This window comes from uncultured Kordia sp. (assembly GCF_947489565.1).
Taxonomy (GTDB): Bacteria; Bacteroidota; Bacteroidia; order Flavobacteriales; family Flavobacteriaceae; genus Kordia.
In genome coordinates, this window is sequence record NZ_CANLEA010000003.1 from 326,148 (window position 1) to 351,980 (window position 25,833).

26 protein-coding genes and 1 tRNA gene are annotated in these 25,833 nt (G+C 30.9%); 7 read left to right on the forward strand and 20 right to left on the reverse strand.

The genetic code is table 11. The features are described 5' to 3' along the window. Position 1 precedes the first annotated feature (1 nt). The 15 genes from Q0845_RS05920 to Q0845_RS05990 form a co-directional block, all read right to left on the reverse strand. Entirely contained in the window at positions 2-1,264 is a 1,263-nt protein-coding gene (locus tag Q0845_RS05920) for an ABC transporter permease (protein WP_298510586.1), read from the reverse strand. A gap of 3 nt (positions 1,265-1,267) precedes the next feature. Then, entirely contained in the window at positions 1,268-1,660 is a 393-nt protein-coding gene (locus tag Q0845_RS05925; RefSeq protein WP_298510589.1) for a hypothetical protein, read from the reverse strand. Positions 1,661-1,679: 19 nt separating this feature from the next. After that, entirely contained in the window at positions 1,680-1,883 is a 204-nt protein-coding gene (locus Q0845_RS05930) for a hypothetical protein (RefSeq protein WP_298510592.1), read from the reverse strand. 22 nt (positions 1,884-1,905) lie between these two features. Continuing rightward, complete coding sequence (locus Q0845_RS05935) at positions 1,906-2,667, reverse strand: hypothetical protein (protein WP_298510595.1); 762 nt, start codon at positions 2,665-2,667, stop codon at positions 1,906-1,908. A gap of 41 nt (positions 2,668-2,708) precedes the next feature. Continuing rightward, positions 2,709-3,842, reverse strand: coding sequence for a hypothetical protein (locus Q0845_RS05940; RefSeq protein WP_298510597.1), 1,134 nt, complete (start codon positions 3,840-3,842; stop codon positions 2,709-2,711). A gap of 12 nt (positions 3,843-3,854) precedes the next feature. Further along, positions 3,855-4,061, reverse strand: a complete 207-nt coding sequence (locus Q0845_RS05945) for a hypothetical protein (RefSeq protein WP_298510600.1) — start codon at positions 4,059-4,061, stop codon at positions 3,855-3,857. A 50-nt stretch (positions 4,062-4,111) separates the two neighbouring features. After that, positions 4,112-4,855, reverse strand: coding sequence for a toll/interleukin-1 receptor domain-containing protein (locus Q0845_RS05950; RefSeq protein WP_298510602.1), 744 nt, complete (start codon positions 4,853-4,855; stop codon positions 4,112-4,114). Positions 4,856-4,865: 10 nt separating this feature from the next. Continuing rightward, on the reverse strand, positions 4,866-5,228 hold the full coding sequence (locus Q0845_RS05955; RefSeq protein ID WP_298510605.1) for a hypothetical protein: 363 nt from the start codon (positions 5,226-5,228) through the stop codon (positions 4,866-4,868). 2 nt (positions 5,229-5,230) lie between these two features. Further along, the gene (locus tag Q0845_RS05960) at positions 5,231-6,166 is read right to left on the reverse strand and encodes a caspase family protein (protein ID WP_298510608.1); all 936 of its coding nucleotides are present in this window, start codon (positions 6,164-6,166) and stop codon (positions 5,231-5,233) included. Between the two features lie 140 nt (positions 6,167-6,306). Then, positions 6,307-6,951, reverse strand: coding sequence for a response regulator transcription factor (locus Q0845_RS05965; protein WP_298510611.1), 645 nt, complete (start codon positions 6,949-6,951; stop codon positions 6,307-6,309). 13 nt (positions 6,952-6,964) lie between these two features. Continuing rightward, complete coding sequence (locus tag Q0845_RS05970; RefSeq protein ID WP_298510612.1) at positions 6,965-9,121, reverse strand: sensor histidine kinase; 2,157 nt, start codon at positions 9,119-9,121, stop codon at positions 6,965-6,967. Between the two features lie 89 nt (positions 9,122-9,210). After that, positions 9,211-9,375 (reverse strand): hypothetical protein, encoded by a 165-nt coding sequence (locus Q0845_RS05975; protein WP_298510614.1) that lies wholly within the window; start codon positions 9,373-9,375, stop codon positions 9,211-9,213. A gap of 1,405 nt (positions 9,376-10,780) precedes the next feature. Then, positions 10,781-11,056 carry a hypothetical protein gene (locus Q0845_RS05980; protein ID WP_298510617.1) on the reverse strand — a complete coding sequence of 92 codons (276 nt, stop codon included), beginning with the start codon at positions 11,054-11,056 and terminating at the stop codon, positions 10,781-10,783. A gap of 161 nt (positions 11,057-11,217) precedes the next feature. Continuing rightward, positions 11,218-11,652, reverse strand: a complete 435-nt coding sequence (locus tag Q0845_RS05985; protein ID WP_298510620.1) for a hypothetical protein — start codon at positions 11,650-11,652, stop codon at positions 11,218-11,220. After that, positions 11,649-13,433: a hypothetical protein gene (locus Q0845_RS05990; protein WP_298510624.1), complete on the reverse strand. Its 1,785-nt coding sequence runs from the start codon at positions 13,431-13,433 to the stop codon at positions 11,649-11,651. The genes Q0845_RS05985 and Q0845_RS05990 overlap by 4 nt, the downstream gene beginning before the upstream one ends. Positions 13,434-13,819: 386 nt before the next feature. Between Q0845_RS05990 and Q0845_RS05995 the strand changes: the two genes are divergently transcribed. The 6 genes from Q0845_RS05995 to Q0845_RS06020 all read left to right on the forward strand — a co-directional run bounded on the left by Q0845_RS05995 (position 13,820) and on the right by Q0845_RS06020 (position 21,122). After that, positions 13,820-15,526, forward strand: coding sequence for a helix-turn-helix domain-containing protein (locus tag Q0845_RS05995; protein WP_298510627.1), 1,707 nt, complete (start codon positions 13,820-13,822; stop codon positions 15,524-15,526). Positions 15,527-15,630: 104 nt separating this feature from the next. Continuing rightward, on the forward strand, positions 15,631-15,798 hold the full coding sequence (locus Q0845_RS06000) for a hypothetical protein (protein ID WP_298510629.1): 168 nt from the start codon (positions 15,631-15,633) through the stop codon (positions 15,796-15,798). 85 nt (positions 15,799-15,883) lie between these two features. Then, entirely contained in the window at positions 15,884-18,049 is a 2,166-nt protein-coding gene (locus Q0845_RS06005) for a prolyl oligopeptidase family serine peptidase (protein ID WP_298510632.1), read from the forward strand. 20 nt (positions 18,050-18,069) lie between these two features. Further along, positions 18,070-18,636 (forward strand): hypothetical protein, encoded by a 567-nt coding sequence (locus Q0845_RS06010; protein ID WP_298510635.1) that lies wholly within the window; start codon positions 18,070-18,072, stop codon positions 18,634-18,636. 736 nt (positions 18,637-19,372) lie between these two features. Further along, positions 19,373-19,573: a hypothetical protein gene (locus Q0845_RS06015; RefSeq protein ID WP_298510637.1), complete on the forward strand. Its 201-nt coding sequence runs from the start codon at positions 19,373-19,375 to the stop codon at positions 19,571-19,573. After that, positions 19,530-21,122, forward strand: a complete 1,593-nt coding sequence (locus Q0845_RS06020) for a recombinase family protein (protein ID WP_298510734.1) — start codon at positions 19,530-19,532, stop codon at positions 21,120-21,122. Before Q0845_RS06015 ends, Q0845_RS06020 begins: the two co-directional genes overlap by 44 nt. Here Q0845_RS06020 and Q0845_RS06025 read toward each other — a convergent pair. The 3 genes from Q0845_RS06025 to abc-f form a co-directional block, all read right to left on the reverse strand. Then, positions 21,082-21,154: transfer RNA gene (locus Q0845_RS06025), tRNA-Met, on the reverse strand. The two genes, Q0845_RS06020 and Q0845_RS06025, sit on opposite strands and share 41 nt — an antisense overlap. 58 nt (positions 21,155-21,212) lie before the next feature. Further along, a complete protein-coding gene (locus tag Q0845_RS06030; RefSeq protein WP_298510640.1) occupies positions 21,213-21,395 on the reverse strand; it encodes a CPXCG motif-containing cysteine-rich protein in 183 nt (60 codons plus the stop codon). Between the two features lie 15 nt (positions 21,396-21,410). Beyond that, on the reverse strand, positions 21,411-23,333 hold the full coding sequence (abc-f, locus tag Q0845_RS06035) for a ribosomal protection-like ABC-F family protein (RefSeq protein WP_298510644.1): 1,923 nt from the start codon (positions 23,331-23,333) through the stop codon (positions 21,411-21,413). Positions 23,334-23,418: 85 nt separating this feature from the next. Between abc-f and Q0845_RS06040 the strand changes: the two genes are divergently transcribed. Further along, positions 23,419-23,811 (forward strand): DUF983 domain-containing protein, encoded by a 393-nt coding sequence (locus Q0845_RS06040; RefSeq protein ID WP_298510645.1) that lies wholly within the window; start codon positions 23,419-23,421, stop codon positions 23,809-23,811. Positions 23,812-23,814: 3 nt separating this feature from the next. Here Q0845_RS06040 and Q0845_RS06045 read toward each other — a convergent pair whose 3' ends face one another. Further along, complete coding sequence (locus Q0845_RS06045; RefSeq protein WP_298510647.1) at positions 23,815-24,861, reverse strand: FAD-binding oxidoreductase; 1,047 nt, start codon at positions 24,859-24,861, stop codon at positions 23,815-23,817. A 62-nt stretch (positions 24,862-24,923) separates the two neighbouring features. Further along, positions 24,924-25,817: a gliding motility protein GldN gene (gldN, locus tag Q0845_RS06050; protein ID WP_298510650.1), complete on the reverse strand. Its 894-nt coding sequence runs from the start codon at positions 25,815-25,817 to the stop codon at positions 24,924-24,926. Between the last annotated feature and the right edge of the window lie 16 nt (positions 25,818-25,833).

Consider the following 25,833-nt stretch of genomic DNA (forward strand, 5'->3'; position numbering starts at 1 on the left):
TTTATTTTGTTGTATATACTAAGTGTTGATAGTCCATGTTTTCACTTAAATTAAGTTCTTGTAAATGTTTTCCTGAAACGTCTTTGCAACGTTGTTTGAGTTCGATTTTCTCTTTGGATGGAATTGCCAATTCTGCATTAATTGATTGATACCAACCTTCTTCATATTGGTAGTGGTAGTGCAAATATTCTTTTACAGGAAATATAAAACCATCTATTTTAGATTGTAACTCTGTAATGAGACCTTTAATGGCTACTATTTCTTTTTTTAAATCCGTAATCTTAGAAATTGCTTTGTCTTTTTTGTTTAATTCATTTTTAATTTCCTCTCTCTTGTTTCTAATAAAAGCTCGAATCTTATCTACATTCTCATGTTCTTTCATTACAAAGTCGAAGACTAATCCCCAAATCACATACACGACAAATCCTGCGAATATAATTCCCCAAAAATTGACACTTTTTAAAGCTATAGTAGGAGAAAAACTTTCGCCAATAGTACTTTCATAGTCAAATATTTTCTTCTCAATGAGGTATGCTAAAATAATATCAAAGAAAAAGGTTAATAAAAATAGTGCGCTGAGTTTTATATACGATCCTCTTGTTTTTTCCTTTTGAAACATGTGAATCAAATATCCTAATCCCATAAATACAAACGGAATCGTTCCTACGAATATAGCTTCTAACATTCCATCAGATATCGCTTTTCCTAATGCATTTGAATCAAATATGGCAGCACTTACACTGTTGTTATCAAAATCTTTAAAAAATGCAGAATACGATGCTGATATATAGAATACAAAAAGATAAACGGTAATTGGCAAAAGCAATAATAGTCCTATATAAAACTGTGCTTTTGGTTTTTTATCCGTTACAATTCCGTACGCATCTGGTTTCTGTTTTACATTCACCATATCGTGTTTTAGTACTTCTATTTGTTCATTAATTTGTACTTCTTGTTCTTGATATATGGAAAGTGCCGTCTCTCTCTTTTTTAGTTCTGTACGCTGCTTTTCTTGCGATTCAACATAAGGTTGCTTTAATACTTTTTGTTCGTTCAATTGTTTTCGACAGGAGTTTTCGAACGTATTGTATAAATTTTTCAAGCAAACAGCAAAGGTCATTTCATCTCCTGAAGCTTTTGTTGAAGCTCCGTATCCACTTTGATGATACGTTATACGAACTTGCTCTCTAGCATCATGCGTGTTCTCTTTTTCTTCAAAAGAAAACGTTTCTTTTAGTTTAAATAATTTTTTTATGGAAGTCATTTTTTAGGAATTAATCTCGTTAATTAACACTTCTTTTTTTATGCCCTTTTTAGCACAGTCCAATAAGTAATCCGTGATATCGTTGATGTTTTCTTCAAGGAATTCAAATTTTTTACAATACTTTTTTAAAGTCATGTATTCATCTTCTGTTACTTTCTTGTCTGCCCAAATCATGATTGCTAAATCGTATAAATAGGATATTCGATCTTTTTTAGTTTTTGGGATGGACGCATCATGTGAAGGATTTAGTAATATCTCGTTTAGTTGTTCTTTCGAAATCCCTCTTTCTTCTGCAAACTTGTAAAGCATTCGTAGTTCCAACACATCAAAATCATCGTCTACAAAAGCCATTTGATACAATCGCAGAAAGTGACTTTTTAATTCGTTTGTTATCATTATCATCTTAGTTTATTGATTAACAACTACAAGCTTCTCTATCAACATATGATTTATTACCATTGTCATTAATATAGTAACAACCACATTCTGGTCCTCTCCAAAGTTGTTTCCCATTAGTGTAGATTCCACATTTTTGCTCAATACAATTTTCATCTTCTTCAGTACATGATGACAAGCTTATAAAGCATAAAATTGTTAATGCGATAATTAAATTTTTCATTTGTATTCGTTTTATTGGTTAGTTAATGTTGGTAGCATCTTGTACTACCTTTTTTTACTTTTCTTTTACATCTTTTCCCTTTTCTTGTTGTTCCTGAGCACTGAACTGTATAATATTTTCGTGAAGAAGATGATTTTTTATATTTTCTCTTTTTTTCCTTGTCATTTCCTGAAGGAATTGAATGATTTAATTGCTGTGTGTCTTTTTTATTTTCTGATATCGGTTTACAAAACTTGCATGCCTTATAGTTCTTAGAAATTGCATCATTAATTCCAATCGCTTCTTTATTGTCACCTTGAAGTTTACAGGCTTTTGTATGAAAGTATTTCTTCCCTCTTGAAGCAACATATACCGTTTGCAATTCTTCTTTTAACTTAGAAAGTGATCGCTCATGTTTTTTAGTTGTTACTTTTTCATAAGATGATTTACAATACTTACACGCATTATAATTTGCAGCAAGTGCATCATTGATTCCTATGGGTTCTTTGTTATTTCCTTGAAGTTTACACACTTTTGTGTGAAAGAACTTCTTCCCTTTTGATGCAACATATACCGTTTGTAATTCTTCTTTTGAAGTAGAAAATGATCGCTCATGTTTTTTAGTTGCTACTTTTTCATAAGATGGTTTACAATACTTACACGCCTTATAATTTGCAGCAAGTGCATCACTAGTTCGTATTGCTTCTTTGTCATTCCCTTGAAGTTTACACGCTTTTGTATGAAAGTATTTCTTCCCTTTTGAAGCGACATATACCGTTTGCAATTTTTCCTTTGAACAAGACAAAAAGCATATTAAAAGTACTATGCTGTGATACGATCTCATGATTATTCTACGGGAACTCGTATCCTTGTTTCATTAATTTTCATCCTTGTTTTATGCAAGGTTTTATATAGAGGTTCTTCGCGTTCTCGGTCGTAGATTACATCTTCAAATATCTTTACTTGCTTTACTGCAATTATTTTTACATTGACATTGATACCTCTTGTAAGATTATCATTAGATAAGCCAACGTAAAAGTTTCCTTTTGGGAATTGATCGTGTCTACCGAAAGCAGCACGCCCTTTTCCCATATCAAACTGTAAAAACTGTTGATCGTTGTAAAACTTTTGAGCATTCTCATTATCAGGAATGAAATAATATTGAACATCATCACCTATGTTGGGTAGTATCATATCAGTTATTTTTCCAACTGCCAATGCCCCTAATGGCGTCGTATAACGAGCGGCTACACCTTTTGCTAATTCTTTAACACTTTCTAGATTTTTCTGATATGCCTGTTGTGATGCTTCTCCAACACCTATCCAATATGCCCAAGACAAAAGCTTTTCTTGCCTGTAATTCGTATTGGTAAGATTGGGTAGACTTACTCTTAAATATGAATTGTTGTTATTATTTAGATTTGTCCGAGAATGAACCCTTTCAGATTTATCAAACATTAGAATTTCTTCTAACCGTTCTTCTTTTAATTCTCTTACTTTTTCTTGATATTTTACAGTTCTGTATCCTGTAAGGCTATCTTGCGTATACTTTACATAGGTAGTATCTTTTAGTACTTTCCATGTCCAATCTGTATTAAAATCAATTTTAGAAACATCTGAAGGAATTCTTTGTATTCTTGCTCTGCAAACTCTATTAGTCAAAGAAGAACTGTAAAAACGAAACCTAACAACACCTTTCTTTTTAATTTTTATTTTCTGATTAACAAGCTTGCTAACTTTAAACTCAGATAGTAAAATATTAGATGGTAGCGCCGTAATTTCTACACTTTTTATATGCCTGCCTTTTATCATTTCTATATTGAACAAAATTTCATCTCCCTCTTCAAAAGAGTAATAGTGATCTATTGTTTTTTGAAATGATAGTTTAATACTGAGATTTGCTACATCTACAGGTTCAGTGGCATTAGCAATGCTAATGCCAAAAAGAACCATTAGAAATACATATATTGTATTTTTCATACTGAATCAGTTTTAAGAAGTATGACAAGATTCTGAGCAATGCTTACAGCCATTAACTTGTGAATAATGTTTTTTAGCTTCTCTAACTGCGCTATCGCAACTATAAAATTCTCCTAAATAAATTCTATTCTCTGCCTTTGGAAGCCAATAACAATCAGATGTATGTACTTCATGATCTCCATTTGCTTGTGCATTTTTGTTTACGTAATACTTTTTCATTCTTTCTAGTTTTAAATTAATTTGAGTTTATAAATTGTTTGAGTTTTTTATCATTCCGAAAGCTGTGCTTTGATGTCTCGTACTACCATATCGCGTTTGGGTTCCCAATGCAATTGTTTTTGGACTTTTAAGCCAAATTTGTGTTCGAGTGTCGCTTTGAGTAAGTCTAGTTGCTTTTCTTGATCTATTTGTATTCCTTGAAAGTTTTGAAATACACCTTTCATTTCTTCCAATTTGAATGGAGGAATCGCTATAGAAATTTGATCTTTTGTTAATCCCCAAGCAGCTCCCATTTGAATTATACACTTATTAGAGCTGTAAAAGTGATTGGAGATCATAAATAAAACAAGTACTTCGTCGTTGAGTCGATCTTTTATTTCGTCTTCAAAATTTTCTCCTAATGAAGCTCCATACCCTTCTAGTGAAGAACAAAAAATGTGTTCAGGACTAATTCCAATACCTTGTAATAATTGAATGAAACTTTCTACGATTTGTTTGTCTTTTAAATCATGACTGATAAAGATTTTCTTTAGTATTGGTTTTGATGTTGATTGCTTTCTAGTTCCTGATTTTATAAAGGATAGGCTTAATTTTAAATCTTTAGCAATCTCTAATATAGTTTCATTACTAGCTTTCCCTATGAGGCGTTTTATAGCTTCTTGTGAATATTTTATGTCAGAATTACTCTGAATTTGATAATCATCCAGAATATTTAAAATTTCATCTGTATTATACGTAGATTGTAATGTAAAATAGATATCCTGAACTAATCTGAATTTTTCTGTGGGTGTCATAGGTTCGTTTTTAAAATTCTTCTAATAAATATTTTGCTTTTAACTTTCTACGTAGTGCTTTAGAAATCGAATAGGTATCAATGCGTTCTACTACTTCTGTTGTACTTGCCAGTAATAATCGTATCCGATCTTTTTCTATTTTATGTTCATAATATTTTAAAATGAGATAGGAAGAAAACTGATAGCTCAAAACTCCTATAATGACCAAAACACCAACTCCTTCCTCCATTCCAATGTCAAATAATGATAAATTCTTCAATGTCGATGTAATAGCGTAAAATCCTGTATTCTCATTATTCATTATTACCAATTCATACAATAGTCTCGGTATTCCAAAACCAACGGCATACGTAATGATTTCATCTTTCCCCATAACTACAATCTGTTTTGTTTTACCAATGACTTATAATAGCAACCTAAAGCTGTTAATGAACAACTCTTATTATGCAAAGCCGCTTCGTGTAGTGTACTTGCTTCTATTGGCGCTAACAAACCGTTGTCTTGGTATTTTTGCAAGTGTTTCATTATGGTCGCTAAAGGCGTTTTTGACTTGAGATAGTTTTCAGAAAGTGTCATTCCTGTTGTATCACCGTCAAAGTATACAGGAAGCTTTCTAAGTATTTTCAAAGAAATTTTGGGTGTACAATTTCGTAATGAAATCATGTGAGATACATGCGACTTAAACACTGGACGTTGACTCCAAGCATTTAAAAAAACATCTGCGGTATAATAAATTCCTGAAAGTGTAATTTTTCCTCGCACATCAGCGGCGCTTCCTTTTAGAGCATCATATATGATATTGGTGAAAATTCCTCCATCATTTTTTTCATACGAATATTGATCTGCTGAGGCTGCTGCTAAAATGGAAACTCCTTCACGTAGAATTACTTTACGTTCGTTTAAATCAATAGTATTTCCTGCATCACCTGCATAACAACAATCCAAAATGATTATCACTTCATCTGCTTTTGAATTGTTTGCTATGGCAACAATTTCCATCAGACTTACGCCTACATCTTCTGGTTTGGCATCTTGTGTAACTAAATACGTTCCTGCCACAGTTGTTGCACCATGTCCAGAAAAATATAAAAGTGTTGTCCCTTTTTCATGATTGAATAGTTTCTTTATATTTTTCCGAACTTCTGAACGTGTAACACTTTTTTTACTAGAAAGTAATAGTTTGCAATCAAAGTTAGGATTCCCATTTTCGTGAATTTCCAATACCGATTGCATACGCAGTGCATCATTTTCACATCCCTTTAGAGGATTTTTAGGATAGTCATTAATTCCGATGAGTAATGCTCTTCTCATTTTTAGCTGGTTTGATTAGTTATGGATACAAAGTTGCATGAAAGAGTCACACCAAAACAGCCTAATATTGTGGATACAAAAAACTCCTCAATATTGAGGAGTTTTATAATTTGGTTGGTACTTATTTTGTTACGTTGGGCTTATAAAATTTTGTTATCAAAAGCATATTTTATCAAGCCTAATGAGCTTCTAACGCCTGTTTTTTCTATAAGGTTTCTACGATAGGTATCTACGGTACTGACCGCAATGTTTAATTTTTGAGCGATTTCTCCAGAAGTATGATCTTCAGATAATAATTTTAGTACTTGCAATTCACGTCTAGTGAGATGCACTGCTTTAGGTTCAGGCATTTTATTTGCAGTAATGTAATTTCCCAACACATCACCTTTTAAATATTCATTCCCATTCATAATGGTTTCTATAGCTTCTACAAATTCTTCTTTCCCTCTATTTTTTAGGATGTAACCGTTCGCGCCAGCGTCCATCAATTCCTTGATAATGGTTCCTTCATCGTGCATGGTTAGGATTAATGTTTTGACCTCAATTTGAATCTTTTGTATTTCTTGTAAAACTTCAAAACCATTTTTTATAGGCATATCAATGTCTAAAACAGCAATGTCTACTTCATTTATATTTTCTTTAAGTAATTCCAATGCTTCCTCTCCATTTGAAGCTTCTCCAATGACTTTGATATGGGTGTGTTTTTTTAATAAGGATTGTAGTCCTTCAATAAACATTTTATGATCATCAGCAATAATAATTCGTATAGGTGTTTTATTTTTCATCTGTGTTAATTAGTTAAGTAGGTATATCAATTGTAACCGTTGTGCCATTTCCTTTTCCAGAGTCTATGAGGCAACTTCCTTTCATATTTACGACTCTCGATTGAATAGTTTTTAGTCCAATCCCTTTATGTTGTTTTTCTGTATCAAAACCAACTCCATCATCTTCTACAATGATGTTGACTCCTTTTTCTAGTTTTAATATTTGAATATCTACCTGCGTTGCTTTTGCGTGCTTTATGATATTATTTAAAAGCTCTTGTATGATTCGGTAGATTTGTATTTCCATTGTATTCTCAAGACGATTATCCAACTTATGATAGGTAAGTTCAATATGAATTGCATATTGAACTTGTTTTGAATACACATTTTCTAAAGTTTGTTTTAACTCTTTGAGCGCAGGAATTAGCCCAAATTTTGACAAAGTTCCTGAGATCATATTATGCGAAATTTCACGTACAGATTTGCAAGCCTCATCTAAAAGCTGATTTGCTTTTTCATATTGTGTTTTAGCATCTTCATCAATACTTTCCAGATTGTCTTCTACAGATTGATAGTGTATTTTTACTAATGATAGTTTACTCCCCAAATTGTCGTGCAAATCTTGCGCAATGCGTTTTCGTTCTTCTTCTTGCCCGCTAATCATGGCATTGATGGCGTTCATTTCTTGTGTTTTTATCAACTCCTGTAGGTGCTGTTCTTGTTGTGCCTTTTCATGTTCAGCTATTAATTTTTGCTGTTTCAAATCTGCTTCAGCTAATTCGCGTTGTTGCCTTTGTTTTCTTGCTTTTGTGATATAAAAAAATAATCCTAATAAAAGCATAAGTGCTATACACAAACTACTAATAAGTATTGTTTGTTTTTCAGCTTTGTTTTCAGCTATTTCTTTTTGGTTTTCTATAATTATCTTTTGGTTTTCTGAAGCTACTAACTCTCTCTCGAAGTTCGCTGCTACTACCTGATACTGATCCGCTTCTTTTATTTTTTGAAATTCAACTTCTCTAATTAAAGAAGTTGAATCGCTAAATATTAAAGCAACTCTGTAATCTTTTAACTTTCGATAAACTCTAGAAATTGATTTGTAAGTATTTAAAAGCATCGCTGTATCTTTTACAATTCCTTGTAACTGCAAACTCTTATTGAAGTATAATAATGCCTTATCATAACTTTGATAGTCATAAAACTTGTTCCCAATATTATTATAATACACTAATAGTTTTTGCTTGTTATTAGCTTTTATAAAAAAATTCTCTGCTTTCTGATAATAATATGATGCAGAATCTAATTGCCCTAGTTTTCGATATAGTGTACCAAAGTTAAAATACAATGCACCTCTATCTCCTTTTTTACTTTTTTGAATAAATTTCAATGTATTAATAAACTTTTCCTTTGATAATTTATTCTGATTCAAATAATCATATATAGTTGCAATATCTATCATAATATTTGCACTTTCCTTAGTCTTATTTTTTTCTATAAATTTTTCTTCTGCTTTTAGATAAGATATAAGTGCTTGTTTATAATTTTTTAATACTTTTTGAACGTCTCCTATATTACGATAGGATTTTGCTATATAAATAGAATCATTAGCGAGTTTACTGTACTCTAATTGCTTTGTAAAATAATTAAATGCCTTTGTATAAGCTCTGTCCTTAAAATAAAGGTTTCCTATATTTGCTGCAATTTGAGAAGCTTGTTTATATTGCTTTCTGCTTTCAATAACATCCAAACTAAATAAAAAATACTCTAGTGCTTTTTTATATTTTTTTTCTCTTTTATAAATAATTCCTAATTGATTTTTTGCACGAGCAATACCATATAGATATTTATGTTCTTCATCATTAGCTAATGCTTTCAAATAATACTTTTTTGTATCAGCATTATTTTTTCTTCTTAATGCAATAGTTCCTAATCGACTGTACGCATCTGAAATTCCTTTGTAATAACCTTGTTGCTTACTTAACTTTAAAGCTTCTTCTGCGTACTTAATACCAACGGAATCTTTAGACTTCTTTAATTCCCAAGCCAATTCGTTCAATGTTTCTATTCTGTTAATTCCTTTTTGAGTGACTAGCAATTGTTGCATACTATCTACAGTACTTACTGATTGTCCCCAAACACAAAATATATTAATGAATAAAAAAGAGGTTATAAAAATTATTTTTTTCTGCATAGTTGATAGTATTTTTAGAAAGAAGAAAAGGCTTTTACTTTCTGGTTAAAGATAAATAAAGCCTTTTAAAAATGTAATTTTCTTACAAATTAATTGTAAGGCTTAATAACTTCCTCGTCATCATCCTCTTCACCTGTATCCACAGTTCCATCGCCATCGCCTGGTTTTGGTGTTTCAGTTGGATCGTCTGAAGCGAAATTCATTCTTAACTCATCATTTTCTAGTTCAAGTTCATTTGTAGTTGTTACTTTCATAATTTCTATGTTTTTTGTTCAGTTACAAATGTCTATGTAATATAAAAGACAATCAATCGTAAATATTGAGTGTGTTTTTCTCCATAATTTTAGGGATGAATAATTGAACTTTATTTGACTTTATCCGACATAATGTGTCGCCAACTGCCCTTATTTGCCGCTGATTCCTATTCAAATACTGATATTTAAGAATAATTTTTAGAAGTAAGTAGCATCAGAATTGAAAAGAAATTTTAATGAAGTATCGCGGCAAATCTCATCGAATCTCGTCAAGCTTATTATTTTTCTTTTAACTTTTATAGTGAATTAATAGTGTACCAATACATATAGGTAAAAGTAAAAAAATGTCTGATTTCACAACTTCTATCGATGAGATAAAACAACTGTTATAGGACGATACCGATACCATCAGCAACAAAACGCAACAGAATACAACAACATGAGACAGAATTTAATCTGTTTATTTTTAATGTTTTATGTGTTTTTCAAGGCAAATTTAAGGACGATACCTGCAACAAAACGCAACAACTTGCAACAAAATAGAAAACCTCAATCAAAATTGAGGCTTTCAGGTTACAATGGGGAGTTTTAGGGTAAGGGTAAAATTATTAATTCACATAAAAATAAATTCCTATAAATACTGCGAGCGCAAAAACGATTGCAGCAGATAAAAAACCTACTACGAATCCTTTTATAAATTGTGTTCTATTCTTATTCATTTTTGTATCTATAATGCAGTAAGTAGCCTTATGTGTATAAGGCTACCACTACTTCAAGTCTAAATTAAATTCACAACCCAAAACCTATTTAAAAATCATATATCCACTATACATAATATGCTATATTGGTTTTTAAAGGTTGCCCCTTTTCAGCTTCCCCAAACTGATTTCTTTTAGACTTTCCTTTTTTAAATTTCATATTTTAGATAGCAAAGCGGACTGACTAACCATCGACAGCACCGCCTTGCCTAGCTAAAAAAACAGCTTAGCTAAATTTTAAAACAAAGCGGCGATAACCAACCACCGCTTTGAGTAGTCACCCTAAGACCTAGTTAACATACCTGTACTATTTGTTTTTTCTTTAACCTACAATACATTAAGAGAATTACTATGAATTAATTCGTGGTATGTTACTTTTAATGTCATTTTTAAATTGACATTTTATTTGGTGTTTCTTTTTAGTTCGTTTTCAATTTCTACATCGACTTCGTTTCTTTTTTTTGACTTTTTCTTATATGTATTTGGCGTATTACGGAAGTATAGAATCAGTATTACAATTATAAATACGACTAATACTATACAAGCGCCTATAAGGAAATTTGTAACTGTATCCATGCTATTTTTAGTTGTTTAGATGGCTATTAATAGCAAAAGGAGAGCTTTGTTTGTTTTTTTGAGGAATAGATTTAGTTATCAGTTTCAACTGAAATACCTAATATTCTATTTCGTGCTTTTAATTGTCTTTCTTTCTCTTCTTGTTTAGTAATGAAAAGTTCCATGATGGCATTTTCAATTTCTTTATTCCCATTTAAGCCATTATATACATTTCGAATCATTGATCTTCCATACGGAGCACCTTTTTTATTAGTGACACCACGTTTTTTTAAAATTTTGAGCACATCATCTGTATAATGATATCCTAAAGCTTTTTTGAGTTCTTTTCGCTGTTTTTCAGTAATCATAATTTGTTGTTTTTGATTCAGTTGTCAGAGTCTAACATGAGCAATAAGGTGTTTAAAAAAAGCCATACGTATAGCAGACTATGCTAATTAAAGCATGGCTTTTTATGGTAATAAAATGTGTGAGAATTTAGTGCTTAACTGGTTGCTATAGGTTTTCGTTTTTAGTCTCTAGTCATCGTCCAATCGTCAATCCAAAGGACATCATACTTAACGAATTGATCTTTTGAAATTACTTCAATTATATATATTTTTTTGAAAGGATTATACTTCATTATATTTTTTGATTTTTTATCTTGAATATATGCTACATCTACAATTTTAAGGTTATCTAATTCTTTTATGTTACATGTATCCTTTCGTTTATTTGAACCAAAAGCAAATGACTCTTTATATATATGAAAAAATGTCAAGTTATTATGATCTTGATATGCTTTTCTATAAGCATTAAGGTTTTGTGAATTACCTGATCCATCTTCAATAATACATTTTTCTTTACTTTTTGAATCAAATAATAAATAAACAGTTTCTTTATTTTCTTCTTGTGCAACACACAAAAAAGAAGAAAATAGTATAAGTAATAGTGTTAACTTTTTCATTCTGTACAAGTTTCGTTAATATTATTTGTTATATAATTTGAAATTACCAATTCTATTCTGTCTCTTTCTGCTTGAGGTAAATTTACCCATGCTATAACAGCATCAGGATCATCTTCATAAATCAAACCCTCCCAAGACAAATCCATGTATAGTTGTTGTGGTTGTTGAGAATTTGGGACTGCAACACCTGTGTCAAATTCTTGTAATAATCTTGCAATGGCTTCTCTGTAATGCGTTGCCATTTGTTGATGTTGCCAATTGTTAAGTCTCCTCATATAGTCATAAATACCAGGAAAATTATCTCTTATACTTAACATATAATTTGTTTGTTCTTCAGCTGACATACCTGTGAAATCTAAATGTCCTTGTTTAGCAAGCGACAGCAACTTTCTGAATATTTCAGCATGTATTACTTCATGAATAATAGTTTTAGCGAGTAATAAGTTAGGTCTTTGCGGATGCCCATATATATTATTTTTATTATTTATTTGAATTAATATTTGATAGTCAGGAGAATTTACGTCTCCTGCTGTTCCATTAAGAGGTGGGATTGTTGATCCTTTGGTAGTTCCATCCAATGGCGCACTTTCAAATTTCAAATGTGCAACAGGAAACTCCCCATCAAATTTTTTAATCGATTCTTTGAAACCGCCTTTTAACTTTTTCAACTTATTATAAACACAGAGAGCTTTTCCTTCTAATTCATTTAAAATTTTATAATCATCGTACTCATCTAGTAAAGTCTCTATTACTTCCTCCTGTGCCTCTTCACTACAATTATTCTCTTGAAGATAATTATTAATAGTAATCCAATCACTTAAACTTAAATCATTTTGATTTAAAATTTCGGGATCAATAGTAGTTATGTCAACAGTATTAAAATCTGCTAATCCGTTAATACAATCCTCAATAGCTTGTTTTGTACTTTCTTCTCTAGTAATAGGTGAAGTTATAATATTATCTGCTTCGTCGTCAGTTGTTTCATCTGCTCCATTTGAGCCACCGCCACCGCCTGCTGTCGAATTATCTTGGTTGTCTGTTGGAGATGTATTATAATCCGTTGTATCTCCTGTTCCACTGCTTCCACCATCAGGACAAAAAATTACTATTTCAAAGGTTACATTACAAGGATCATCATCATTTTCATGTTCACAATTATTTTGAACAACTCCATTTTCTGAGTGTAAATATGTGCTATTTGAACCTTGTGGGTTATGAAATTCTTGATACGTAACTATACATGGTTGTATGTTCTTACTTACTATACTTGATGAATCTAGCTCAATAGACTCATGACTAATTTCATAAGGAGTATCTACATATCCTATTAATAGATATTGTTGTTTTTGTACTGCTGTAAAATGATATGTTATTAAGCTAGCTTTGTAATCATCGTCAGTTTCAATGTATGACAAAACTAAATTTTCTACTTCACTTCCCGCATTATTCTCTCTACTTACAGGAAAAGTATATGAATGTTTATCGCTGTCATTGCTCTCAACAAGTTTAGCTACATACGTATCAATAGTAAAATCATACGTTTCATTGTAAACGTTTTTACCAATTTGATCGCTTTGTATTGTTGCCAAATTATTCATTTTGTTACGCAATTTTGCATTCTCTTCTATCTCTTGTTTAGAGATCATAGTAGTTTTAAAAGTGAGGTGTTCTTGTAAAGTCTCCTCTTGTTGCGTTTCTGCTACTGTATCACTCTGACAATTACTCAACAATAATAATACCAACACACATAGGGTTTGAGGTAAATTTCTTACTATTTTCATTATGGTTATTCATTTTTAATACACCTACTCGTTCGTTTTTCAGTTTCCACGACTGTTTTTTAAAGTGATTAGCTACACTTAAAAACATTTGCCGCGATGTGTATTAAAAAAATACCTATCTTTGATTTGCAGATCGTAGGCAAATGCTTATTTGTTTACTTAGAAGCTTTCATGTATATGGAAGCTTTTTTCTTTAGATAAAATCTAATTTCTTAAACTCTTGTGTAAATATATACCCTAGCAATTAGTATTTACAAATAGGATAATTCATGATTTATAAATTTCATACAGATTTTGTAAATAAATAGCACTTTTGTAATTTACACTGATTAACTTTATTAAAATAATTCTTACAAATAGTTTCCATGACGATAAACAAGACTTTCATGAAGGTCAATATTTATATCTTATTTTTTATTTTAATGAATGTTTGCTTTAGTCAAGAAAATAACTCAAATGATAAAGCTTGGCTTGAAAGTAAAAGTTATAATGAATTATCTGATTCATTTTATAATGTTGAGTTTAATCAAAAAAAAGCATCCGTTTTTGCCGAAGCTTTTCTTTCCAAAGCGAAAAAAGAGAGAAATATTTTAAAAATAGCAGAGGGCTACTATTTTCATTCATATATTTTAAGTAATCATGAAGATGCCATAAAATATGCGGATAGCATTATTAAACTTACTAAAGATATTGAAGATTACGAATATCCTGCGAAAGGATATTTAATAAAAGGGAAGCGTTTATATGATGATATTGGAGATTATGAAGGAGCATTAAATAATTATCTAATTGTAAATGAATATGCTCTGAAACGAAATAATCGTTATCAGCAAGTATCGAGTAAACATGTAATGGCAATTTTGAAAAATCATTTAGGAAATGAGAAAGAAGCTTTAAGCCTATACAAAGAAAACAAAGTTTTTTTATCAAATAACAGAGACAATAAGAAGTATAAACAGAAATATATTGTGACTTTGTTGGGAATTACTGATTCATATCTTAGAATGAGACAACTAGACTCAGCATCATATTATTCTGAGTTAGGTATTAAAGAGTGTTTAAATAGCAATAATGAAGTTCTTTATTCTTTTTTTCTTCTAACAGATGGTACTGCGAGTTATATGGCTAAGAACTATAAAAAATCTATTGACACACTCAATAAGGCTATTAGGATTCTTAAAAAAGATGAAAATAATTTAGGAAACTTAAAAATGGGATACCTATACAAAGGGAAATCTTTGTTAGATTCGGGGAATGAAGAAAAAGCCATAAAATACTTTAAAAGAATAGATTCATTGACAATTGAACCAATTGACTTTTTCCCAGAAATGAGAGAAAGTTATGAATTACTAATTGATTATTACAAAAGGAAAAATGATAAGGAGAATCAATTAGTAATTATGGAACGGTTACTTTATTTTGATAATGCTATCAAAGAAAAATACCATGATTTGAATATTAAGATCAACTATGAATACGATAGAGGAAGACTAACAAGAGAAAGAGACGAGTTAATCGCTGAATTAAAAGAAAAGGATAAATTATCAAATACATTACTTAAACTCCTTTTTGTATTTGTTATAATTCTTGTACTATTCTTAATATTTATAAACAGGAAAAAGAAATATTACAGAAATAAGTTTGAAGAATATATTTCATCCAAAGATATTGAGAAAAAGGAAGAGTCAACTAAAAAAACTATAAGTGAGGAGTCCCAAAAAATTGGCTTATCCGAAGAAATTATTAAAGAAATTATTTCAAAATTAGAAGAGTTTGAACAAGAAAAAAAATTCTTGTTTCCAGATAGTACACAAAATAATGTGGCATCAAGCTTAAAAACGAATTCGACGTACTTATCAAAGGTTGTAAACTCAATAAAAAATAAAAATTTCACAAATTATATTAATGATTTGAGAATTGAATATGCTATCAATGAACTACAAAACAATAAGCAATTTAGAGCATACTCAGTAAAAGCAATTGCTTTTGAAATTGGCTTTAAAAGTTCACAATCCTTTTCTAATGCTTTTATAAAAAAAACGGGAATAAAGCCTTCTATATTTATAAATGAAATAAAGAAAAGAAATTCATGATTAATAAAAATCGATATGAAATTTATAAATCATGAATACTAAATCTTGTAATCAAATAGCAATACAATTAAGTTTGTTTTAAATAAAATTAAAGATAATAGATTATGAAAAAACAAAGTAAAAAATTAGGCTTATCTAAGGAAAAGATTTCTAAAATTCAAAATTCTCAATCAATAATTGGAGGTACTAATGCAGATGAAACAAATAATGTAGAAAATTGCTGTAGCATTAAAAACCATACGAATGGAACAGGAGAAATCCCAACAGATTAATCAACACTTTTATAGATTAAGAAACTTAGGCACTACAATATAGATTCTATATCTTGTAGTGCTTGATTATTTTGTTAAAAACATTATGGAAAAATATATTAGAATTTCTTTATACCTTATTTTATTCTTTGCTTACAGTTGTAATAAACAAAACTCAATACCTCATATTGATGAAAAAAAAGTTGTAGATGTTTATTTCGGAAAAGAGATAGAAGATCCATTTCGTCATTTAGAAAATTTAAAAGACTCTTCTGTTATTAGTTGGCTAAAACTACAAAAAGAATACTCCGATAGTTTTATTGATAAAATTTCTAATCACTCTAAGATTATTAAAAAACAACAAGAATTTGAGAGTAAGAATGGATATAAAATTTCTAGCCTTAAAATAACCTCAAATGGTTCATATTTTTATCTAAAAAAATTACCTAATGATAAAGTTGCTAAGTTGTATTTTAAAAAAAATAAAGATGAAAAAGAGGAGTTGATATATGATCCAAATGAATATAAAAAAAATGAAAAAGAACAATATCTAATAAATCATATAAGTCCTAATTGGAGTGAAACAAAAATTGCAATCAGTTTGACAAAGAACGATGAGGAAGTTTCAGATATGATTATCCTTGATTTAGATACTAAAAAAATACACGATACGATAATTTCTAAAACTTGGGCAGCTGCTTCATTAGGCATGAGTTGGCTTCCTGATGATTCGGGTTTTATTTTTTCAAGATTACCTTCTGAGGATGGGAAAGCTAAAGAAACTTTTCAAAATACTAGTTATGTATTATATGATATGAAAAGTGATACCATAACTGATATTTTCTCTAAAGTAATTAATCCAAAATTGGGTATAGAAAAAGATGATTTCCCTATAATTTTTCTTCAAAACCAGAATGACAAATACATATTTGGAGCTATAGTAGGAGTTTCTCAATATTTTGATGTTTACTATAAAGAAGTTAAAGACATTAAAAATGTAAAAGCCAAATGGATTCCATTATTTAAAAAAGAAGATAAAGTGAAAAGGTTCACAATTGTTGACGATAATCTAATCTACTTATCAGCTAAGGAGGCTTCTAATTTTAAAATTTATAAAGCAAACATAACTAATAATAATATTTCTGAATCAGAAGTTTTGGTTAATGAGAAAAATAATGCAACTATTCGAGATTTCGCGGTTACAAATTCAGGTTTATTTTATACTGTCGTAAAAAATGGAGTTGAAAGCAAATTATATCATTATGAAAGTAAATCGGAAATAAAATTACCTATTTCAGCAGCTTCAATAAGCTTAATATCGAATGGTCATAGCTATAATGATTTATGGGTTTCAGTCAGTGGTTGGAATAGTGATTACAAAAGATATAGTTATAATTTTGATGAAAATACTTTTTTGATAGAGAACTTGTTGAAAGATGACTCATTACAAATAGATAATGATTTAATAGTTGAAGAATTAGAAGTGCTTTCTCACGATGGAAAATTAATTCCTTTATCGCTTGTTTATAAAAAAGGATTAAAAAAGAACGGACAAAACAGAGTTCTAATGAGAGGTTATGGAGCTTATGGTTATGTTATGCGCCCTAAATATAGTAATCAAGTTAAGTTATGGACTGATGAAGGTGGAATTTATGTTGTAGCTCATGTTCGAGGTGGTGGAGAAAAAGGAGACAGTTGGTATAAAGATGGTTTCAAAACAACAAAGCCAAACACATGGAGGGATTTAATTTCATGTACAGAATACTTAATCAAAAATAATTATACTTCAAATAAACATGTTGCTATATGGGGAAATAGTGCTGGAGGAATTATGATAGGAAGAGCAATTACTGAAAGACCAGACTTATTTGCTGCTGCAATTGTAAGAGTTGGAGTTTTAAATGCTCTACGATCAGAAAACATGATGGGTGGCGGAACAAATTCAAAAGAATATGGAACTGTCAAAGATTCCATAGAGTTTAAGGCTTTACTTCAAATGGATGCTTACCACAATATAATAAAGGGTGAAAGCTATCCTGCAATGTTTTTAACAGCTGGGATGAATGATACAAGAGTAGCTGCATGGCAACCAGCAAAATTTGCTGCCAAAATTCAAAAGGCAAATACCTCGAAGAACCCAATTTTATTATCTGTCGATTTTGAGAGCGGGCATGGTTTTGATGCAAGTGCAGAAAAGAAACAAAAAGAATTAGCGGATATAATCTCTTTTGCATTATGGCAAACGGGACACCCTAATTATCAGATTAATTAATTTACTTTCAAAAATATACAATGAAAAAAATAAAAATTTTAGTTTTCCTTTTAGCTTTTATAGGCTGTAAATCTATTACACCTATTTACAAAGAAGTAAAACTCCAAAAAATAAGTAAGTTAGGCTATATCGAGCCTATTTACAAGCTTAGTAAAAAGGTGGAAAAGGCTAAAAGTCTCAAAAACTATAAAAAATACACAAATAAACGTGTAGATTCTCTATTTCTTGTAGATGCAAAAAAATACAGGATATCAAAAAAAGTATCATCACAAAAAATAGATACTACTGAAATACATGCGATATTTGATGCGCTTAGAACAAGTCAAAAAATTATCTTCTCTTCTAATTTTAAATCATTTTTAAAAGGTTCTCAAGAGGAGTATATTATGATGTTACACCTAAGACCCAAAATATCTTATATAGCTTCAGAAATACCAATTGTAGGGGCTTTAAAAATGGAGGTAATTATTATCAAAACTAATACAGAAGAAATTATCTTTTTTGATGATGCATATTCAGCTATAAGGAATAATACAGGAAAGCAACTCTTCGACAATATTAATTATATATATAGTAAGTTAGATTGATACTGCTTTTATTGGTTATAGAATAATTCCAATTTTAATTTATCGTAAAACTAAAGTACTCGAATTTTGTGAAGCTTCAATCGTAATGATTGGAGCTTTTTACATTTATTCCAAAAAGTAAATTAGACTTTATTTGTCGCTATCCGACATTAACTGACGTAAACGAGCATGATCCGACTTAGATTTCTTTTCAAATACTGATATTTAGGAATAATTTTTAGAAGTAAGTAGAATTAAAACTAGAAAAGAAATTTTTAATGAAGTATCTCTTCCAATCGCGTCGAATCTCGTCAAATCGCATCCAATCTCTTCCAATCTCTTCCAATCGCGTCGAGCTTACTATTTTTCTTTTAACCTTTATCACTCTTAAATAAAAATATGAGAAAGAAATATCCTTGCATATCCTTGCATATCCTTGCATATCCTTGCATATCCTTGCATATCCTTGCATATCCTTGCAATGATATTTTTTTTCTTATGACCTTTGATAGAAGAGTACTAAAAACAAGTTTTAAAAATAAAATGATAAATGCAATGAATTAAAAGATAATGTGATTTCCCTAAAAAATATGTTTGTAAGATTTTAACTATTAATAATAATTCTAGTAGTTGTTTTAAATCTTTATTTTTCGTAATATAGAAAATATGATTTCAGACAATTTTACATATATCAAAAAGGGAATTACAACATATTACCAACAAAAGGTAATAATGCATCATGCGCTAGTTCCTCTAAATGAAAAATGTAAAAGACATATCAACCTTAAAAACAATCTCCGTTGAAGAATTAAAAAGCTTTGATGGACTTGCTGATATATCAATACAAGAAGCTGAAATCATTATTCATACATTAAAAGAATTATCATTATTAACACATAACATTATTACCGAACATGAGCAATCTTCAACAATTTCAAAGCTTCGCAAAGCAGAATAAAAAAAAGGTAATTACTAAAAATGAAGCTGTAATCTACACTAGAGTTTCTGGATCACAACAAGAAGATAATACAAGCTTAGATAGTCAAAAAATACAATGTACTCAATATGCTACTCGATTAAATTTAGATATTAAAGAATATTTTGGAGGTACGTATGAGAGTGCAAAGACTGATGATAGGAAACAGTTTCAAAAAATGATATCCTATGTCAAAAAGAAAAGAATTGCGTTTATTATTGTATATAGTATAGATAGATTTTCTCGTGCAGGTGCAAGCGCAATAACAATTGTTGAAGAATTGAAAAAAATTGGCATTAATGTACTTTCTGTAACACAGCCAGTCGATGTGGAAACTTCTACAGGAATGTTCTTCCAAAATTTAAACCTATTATTTAGTAAATATGATAATGACCAAAGACGTGATAAAACCATCATGGGAATGCGTCAGCGTCTTTTAAATGGGTATTGGATGGGGAAAGCTCCATTGGGATATAAGAATGCTAGAGATGAGAATAATGCACCTGTAATTGTATTTGATGAGAATGCGAAATTTATCAAAAAAATATTCTTGTGGAAATTAAACGAAAGCTTGTCTAATAAACAAATTTTAGATAGGTTAGACTTATACGGAATAAAGCTATATAAACAAAAACTGACTAACATTTTAAGGAATCCTGTGTATTGTGGTTTACTAGTACACAATCTACTTGATGGAGAAATTATAAAAGGAAAACACAAAGGCATTGTAACTAAAGATACTTTTTTAAAAGTAAATAATATTAGTACTGGAACTGGTTACAAACAACACAAAGCAAATGAAAGTTTACCACTTAAAGGTGGATTTGTAAAATGTGCTAAATGTGAAAAGCCATTAACTGGTTATATCGTTAAAAAGAAAAATATACATTATTACAAATGTGGAACTATTGGTTGTGGTTGTAATAAGAATGCAAATAAAATGAATCAGTTGTTTTTAAACATTCTTGAAAAGTATCAATTAGACAAAAAACTAGTTGCGCCATTGAAACTACAACTTAATTATACTTTCCAATATTTCAATAAATCAAATAAAGACAATACAGCTACTTTAAAATACAATTTAAGTACCATTAAAGAAAAGCTTGAAAAGATTCAAGAGAGATACGCATTAGGCGAAATCGACACGGTTATTTATAATAAGTTTTCTAAAAAGTTCAGTGAAGAAATGGATAAAATAGAAAACGAAATTAATAAAACGTCTTTTGAAAAATCGAACCTTGATTCTTACATAGATAAATCAATAAATTTAATTTCTAATTTACACAATATGTGGAACTTATCTGATTACACACAAAAACAACAACTTCAAAATTTGCTGTTCCCTAACGGAATTCTTTATGATAAAGAAAATGATACTTGTCGAACCCTAAAAACAAATTCAATTTTGGAATTAACTAACTCACTTTCAGTGATTTTGAACCAAAAAAAGAATGGACAAAAAAACACGAATGTTAATTTGTCCACTTTAGTAGCGGGAACTGGACTCGAACCAGTGACCTTCGGGTTATGAGCCCGACGAGCTACCTACTGCTCTATCCCGCGATATTGGACTGCAAATATACAACCATTTTCCATTCTACCAACAAAAAAATAAACTTTTTTATTGTTCTATATTTCGTGCCTGAAATTCTACGATGAGTCCATCTTCACTAAGCACCTCTAACTCAATTGGATTGCAGCAAACTTCGCAGTCTTCAATGTATTTTTGTGTCCGTACAGAAGTGTCTATTAACATGGAAATTGCTTCCCAACAATACGGACATTGAAAAAAATATTCGTTCATTTCGTAAAATATAACTTATGATTGCGACTCCAATGCTTCCATTTCTTCCTGAATAGTCTCCCAATCTTCCATCAATGTTTCTAAGGTTTTCTTTTTTCCTTGGTACTTATCAAAAAAGTCTGGTTGCGCAATTGTTTCTTCATAGTTTACCGCCAATTCCATATCAATGTCTTTGATTTCCTTTTCCAAATCGGAAATAGCACGTTCTACTTTATTGAGTTTGTTGTTCAGCGATTTTAGCTTTTTTTGCGATTCGTACGATTGTTTCGGCGCTTCCGCTTTTACAACTTCCTGCTTTACAACAGTTCGTTTTTCGACTTCACGCAAGTCTGCTACTTTTCGTTCGTCCAAATAATAGTTAATATCACCGAGATATTCTTTTATTTTTTGATCTTTAAATTCGTAGACTTTATTGGTAAGTCCTTGTAAAAAGTCACGATCATGCGAAACGAGAATTAACGTTCCTTCAAAGTTTTGCAATGCTTTTTTGAGTACGTTTTTCGATTTGATGTCTAAATGATTCGTAGGCTCATCCATCACCAAGACATTGAAAGGTTGCAAGAGCATTTTACACAATGCCAAACGATTTCGTTCGCCTCCCGAAAGCACTTTTACTTTTTTGTCTACTTCTTCGCCTCTAAATAAAAATGCACCTAACATGTCACGTACTTTGGGACGTGTTTTTTCATCAGCAGCTTCAATCATAGTATCTTCTACCGTAAGATTACCGTCTAAATATTCTGCCTGATTCTGCGCGAAATATCCAATTTCAACATTATGACCTAAATCTAATTTTCCATCATGTGGAATTTCATTGACAATGATTTTTGCCAAAGTAGATTTCCCTTGCCCATTTTGACCAACAAAAGCAATTTTACTACTTCTTTCTACAAATAGATCTACATTCGAAAGCACTTGCTTTTCGCCATAGTTTTTAGAGATGTTTTCTCCTTCCAATACTACTTTTCCGGGCTGAATTGATAATGGAAACTGAATTGCCATGACTGCATTGTCATCTTCATCCACTTCTATACGATCAATTTTTTCCAGCTTTTTAATAAGCGATTGCGCCATAGACGCTTTGGAAGCTTTGGCTCGGAATTTTTCAATGAGTTTTTCAGTATGCTGAATATGCTTTTCCTGATTTTTTTGAGTGGCTAATTGCTGCTCGCGAATTTCTTTACGCTGAATTAAATATTTAGAGTATGGTTTGTTGTAATCATAGATTCTTCCCAAAGAAATTTCAATGGTTCTATTGGTTACATTATCTAAAAACATTTTATCATGCGATACAATAATGACAACGCCAGGGAAGGTTTTTAAGAACTGTTCTAACCAAATGATAGATTCTATATCCAAATGGTTTGTAGGCTCATCTAAAAGCAGGATATCATTTTTTTGAAGCAAGAGTTTTGCCAACTCAATTCGCATACGCCAACCTCCTGAAAAAGTATCTGTTTTTTTGTCGAAATCTTCGCGTTTAAAACCCAATCCTTGCAAGACCCTTTCGGTATCACCTTTGTAATTGTATCCACCTAGTATCTCATAACGCGAGGTACATTCGCTCAAATCAATAATAAGCTGATTGTACGACTCACTATCATAATCGACACGTTCCGATAGTTGATGATTGATTTGATCTATTTTGAGTTCAAGTTGACGAATTTTTTCAAAAGCTTCATAACTTTCTTCCAGAACTGTACGTCCTTGCGTAAACTCGATATCTTGCTTTAGGAAACCAATTTCAACATCTTTATCTGTTGCAATTTCTCCTTCATCAGGTTCATTTTCTTTCGCAAGAATTTTTAATAAGGTAGATTTCCCTGCGCCATTTTTTCCAATCAGTCCGACACTGTCGCCCGCATTGAGTCGAAACGCAATATCTTTAAATAGATACGTTCCGCCAAAAGCAACAGCAATATTGTGAATATTTATCATGTGTGTGACAAAAGTTACAGTTTTTATAAAATGGATATCTTACTTTTGTAGTTCAGCAAGATAGTTTTATAATATATTTCTACAAATGTTAAAAAAAGGATCGAAATTAAATAGTATTTTAACGGGAAGTTGCCCAAAATGCCAAAACGAACGTATGTATGAGGTGAAAAATCCGTACAAATTAAATACTACATTAAAGATGCACGAAACTTGCGCGCATTGTGGCACACGCTATAAAATTGAACCTTCTTTTTTTTATGGCGCTATGTATGTGAGTTATGGTGTTGGAATTGCATTTGCCATGGCTGCTTTTGTTACTTCTAGATATTTGATTGGTATCGAAAGTTTGTTAGCTACCTTTTTTATAATTATGGGAACACTTATTTTTTTCATGCCCATTATTATGCGTTTGTCTAGAAATATTTGGATCAATCTTTTTATGTCTTACGACAAGAATTTAGATTCGAAACGCAACTAACTACTATTTTACATCCTTAAAACGCTTAATATCTATCTCATTTGGCAGTTCAGTTTGATGCTCTAGGTGTTTATAGAGCTGTTTAGCAACAGTTGGACCAATCATAACTCCGCGTGTTCCTAAACCGTTTAAAACCGCTAATTTTGAATCTTTAGGATGTGTTCCTACAAGCGGTCTTCTATCAATAACTGTTGGTCGTATTCCTGCGACTTGTGTTATGATTTCGTATTCACAATTGATAAGCTTTGCTAGTTTTTCTATCAGTTCCTTTTTTGCTTCTTGCGTCGGAAGATTTGTTTTATCTGTCCAATTATAAGTAGCTCCAACCGTATATATATCATTTCCTTGCGGGATAATAAACACAGAAGATTTTAAAACATAATCAATTTTTAAATTTGGAGCTTTGATAAATAGTAGCTCTCCTTTCGTTCCATTTAATGGTAAATACGAGAAGTATGGATTTTTTTTAAGTCCAAATCCTTCACAAAAAACAATTTTTTTAGCTTGTACGTTTTGATAAGTTACTGATGCATCTTCTACAATTAACTTTTCATATTGAAAACGTTCATCACGAAAATAGTTTTTAGTTTGAAGATACTCACGATAAACTTTAAGTAACTTTTTAGTTAAGACTCTTCCTGTTTCTTTTACTTTTCCCAATGAAAAAGGAGCATTAACAGCAGCATTGTCATTTACAATTAACTGCGTATCGAGGTATTTAGCTAGTTTGGGTTTGTCAGAAGCTTCAAACCACATATTTTGTTCTTCTATAGCTGCAAAACGTCGTATAACCGATAGTTTTTCATCGAAGTTTGCCTGCAATTTTTCTTCTAGTGCTTCATAAAAAGGCAAAGCAACCTCTAATTGTTCATCAGCATTCCAGACTGGCGTAAAGCGCTTTAATATTACTGGATTATACAATCCGCCTGCAACAGTTGAAGATTTTTGCGAGTCATCTTCAAAAACCACAAATTCTTTTCCTGCCGCTTCCAATTCTTCACAAAAAGCAATTCCAGCCAATCCTAATCCGACAACTATATAATCTACCATACTGCAAAAATAAAAAACGCTCACCAAATAGTGAGCGTTTTAATATTGTTATGTTATGAATTTTAGTAATTCCACATGTCTTGTTCTCTTCCTCTGATCTTTTCTTTGATTCGTTCAGATTCCAATAACTGCATGAGCGAGTTTTCTTTCACGTACTCTTTAATCTGTCGATCACCTTGTACGTTCTCCTCTTTGTAGATTAATCCGTTAAAACGTCTAGCATTTAAAACGTGATCAAATGATAATGGCACTGCCGCATTTCGATCGTTGAATGCTTTCGCTTCGTGTAAAATTTCTCTAACATCTGGATAGAATACCCAAAATAATTCAATTAAATCTTGCTGTCCATCTAGATCCACAAATTGTGCTTCTGGTGATACAGGTGCAATACCTAATAATCTGAATTTTAGTTCTCCTTGACGCTTGTCAAAGTACCAAACTCCTTTTACGTGATATTCTTCAATATCAGCTGCAGTTAATTCTCTTACTTCGATAAACTCGTCAGAAAGTTTTTCTCCTCTGTTCAATTGGTTGAAACCTTCATCTAAAGTATCAATCTTCTTTAAACTAGACTGAATATCTTTAAGTGTACGAGTTTCAGTAAAGTTACCATCTGCATAGATTTTTTTAATGTTATTATTTTTGATATTCGTCATCAAAACATCATACAGAGAGCGTCTGTCACTACGTATACCGACAGAATCAATAGGATAATATAATGGGAAGTTTACTCTTTCATCAAGGTCAATAATTTCCCATGTTGTAGCAGACCACAGAATATCTCTGTCATCTACATATCCATAAGGTAATGGACCGTCATTATCTGCATCTTTCTGTGCCTGTGTTTTTACACCTATTTCACTAGGATCTTTGGCATTCAATAGGTTTGCTTGTGCAAACATAGAACCTGATACTAGGATCGTACATGCAATTGTAAATAAACCTCTCCAATTCATAACAAATGTTTTAATA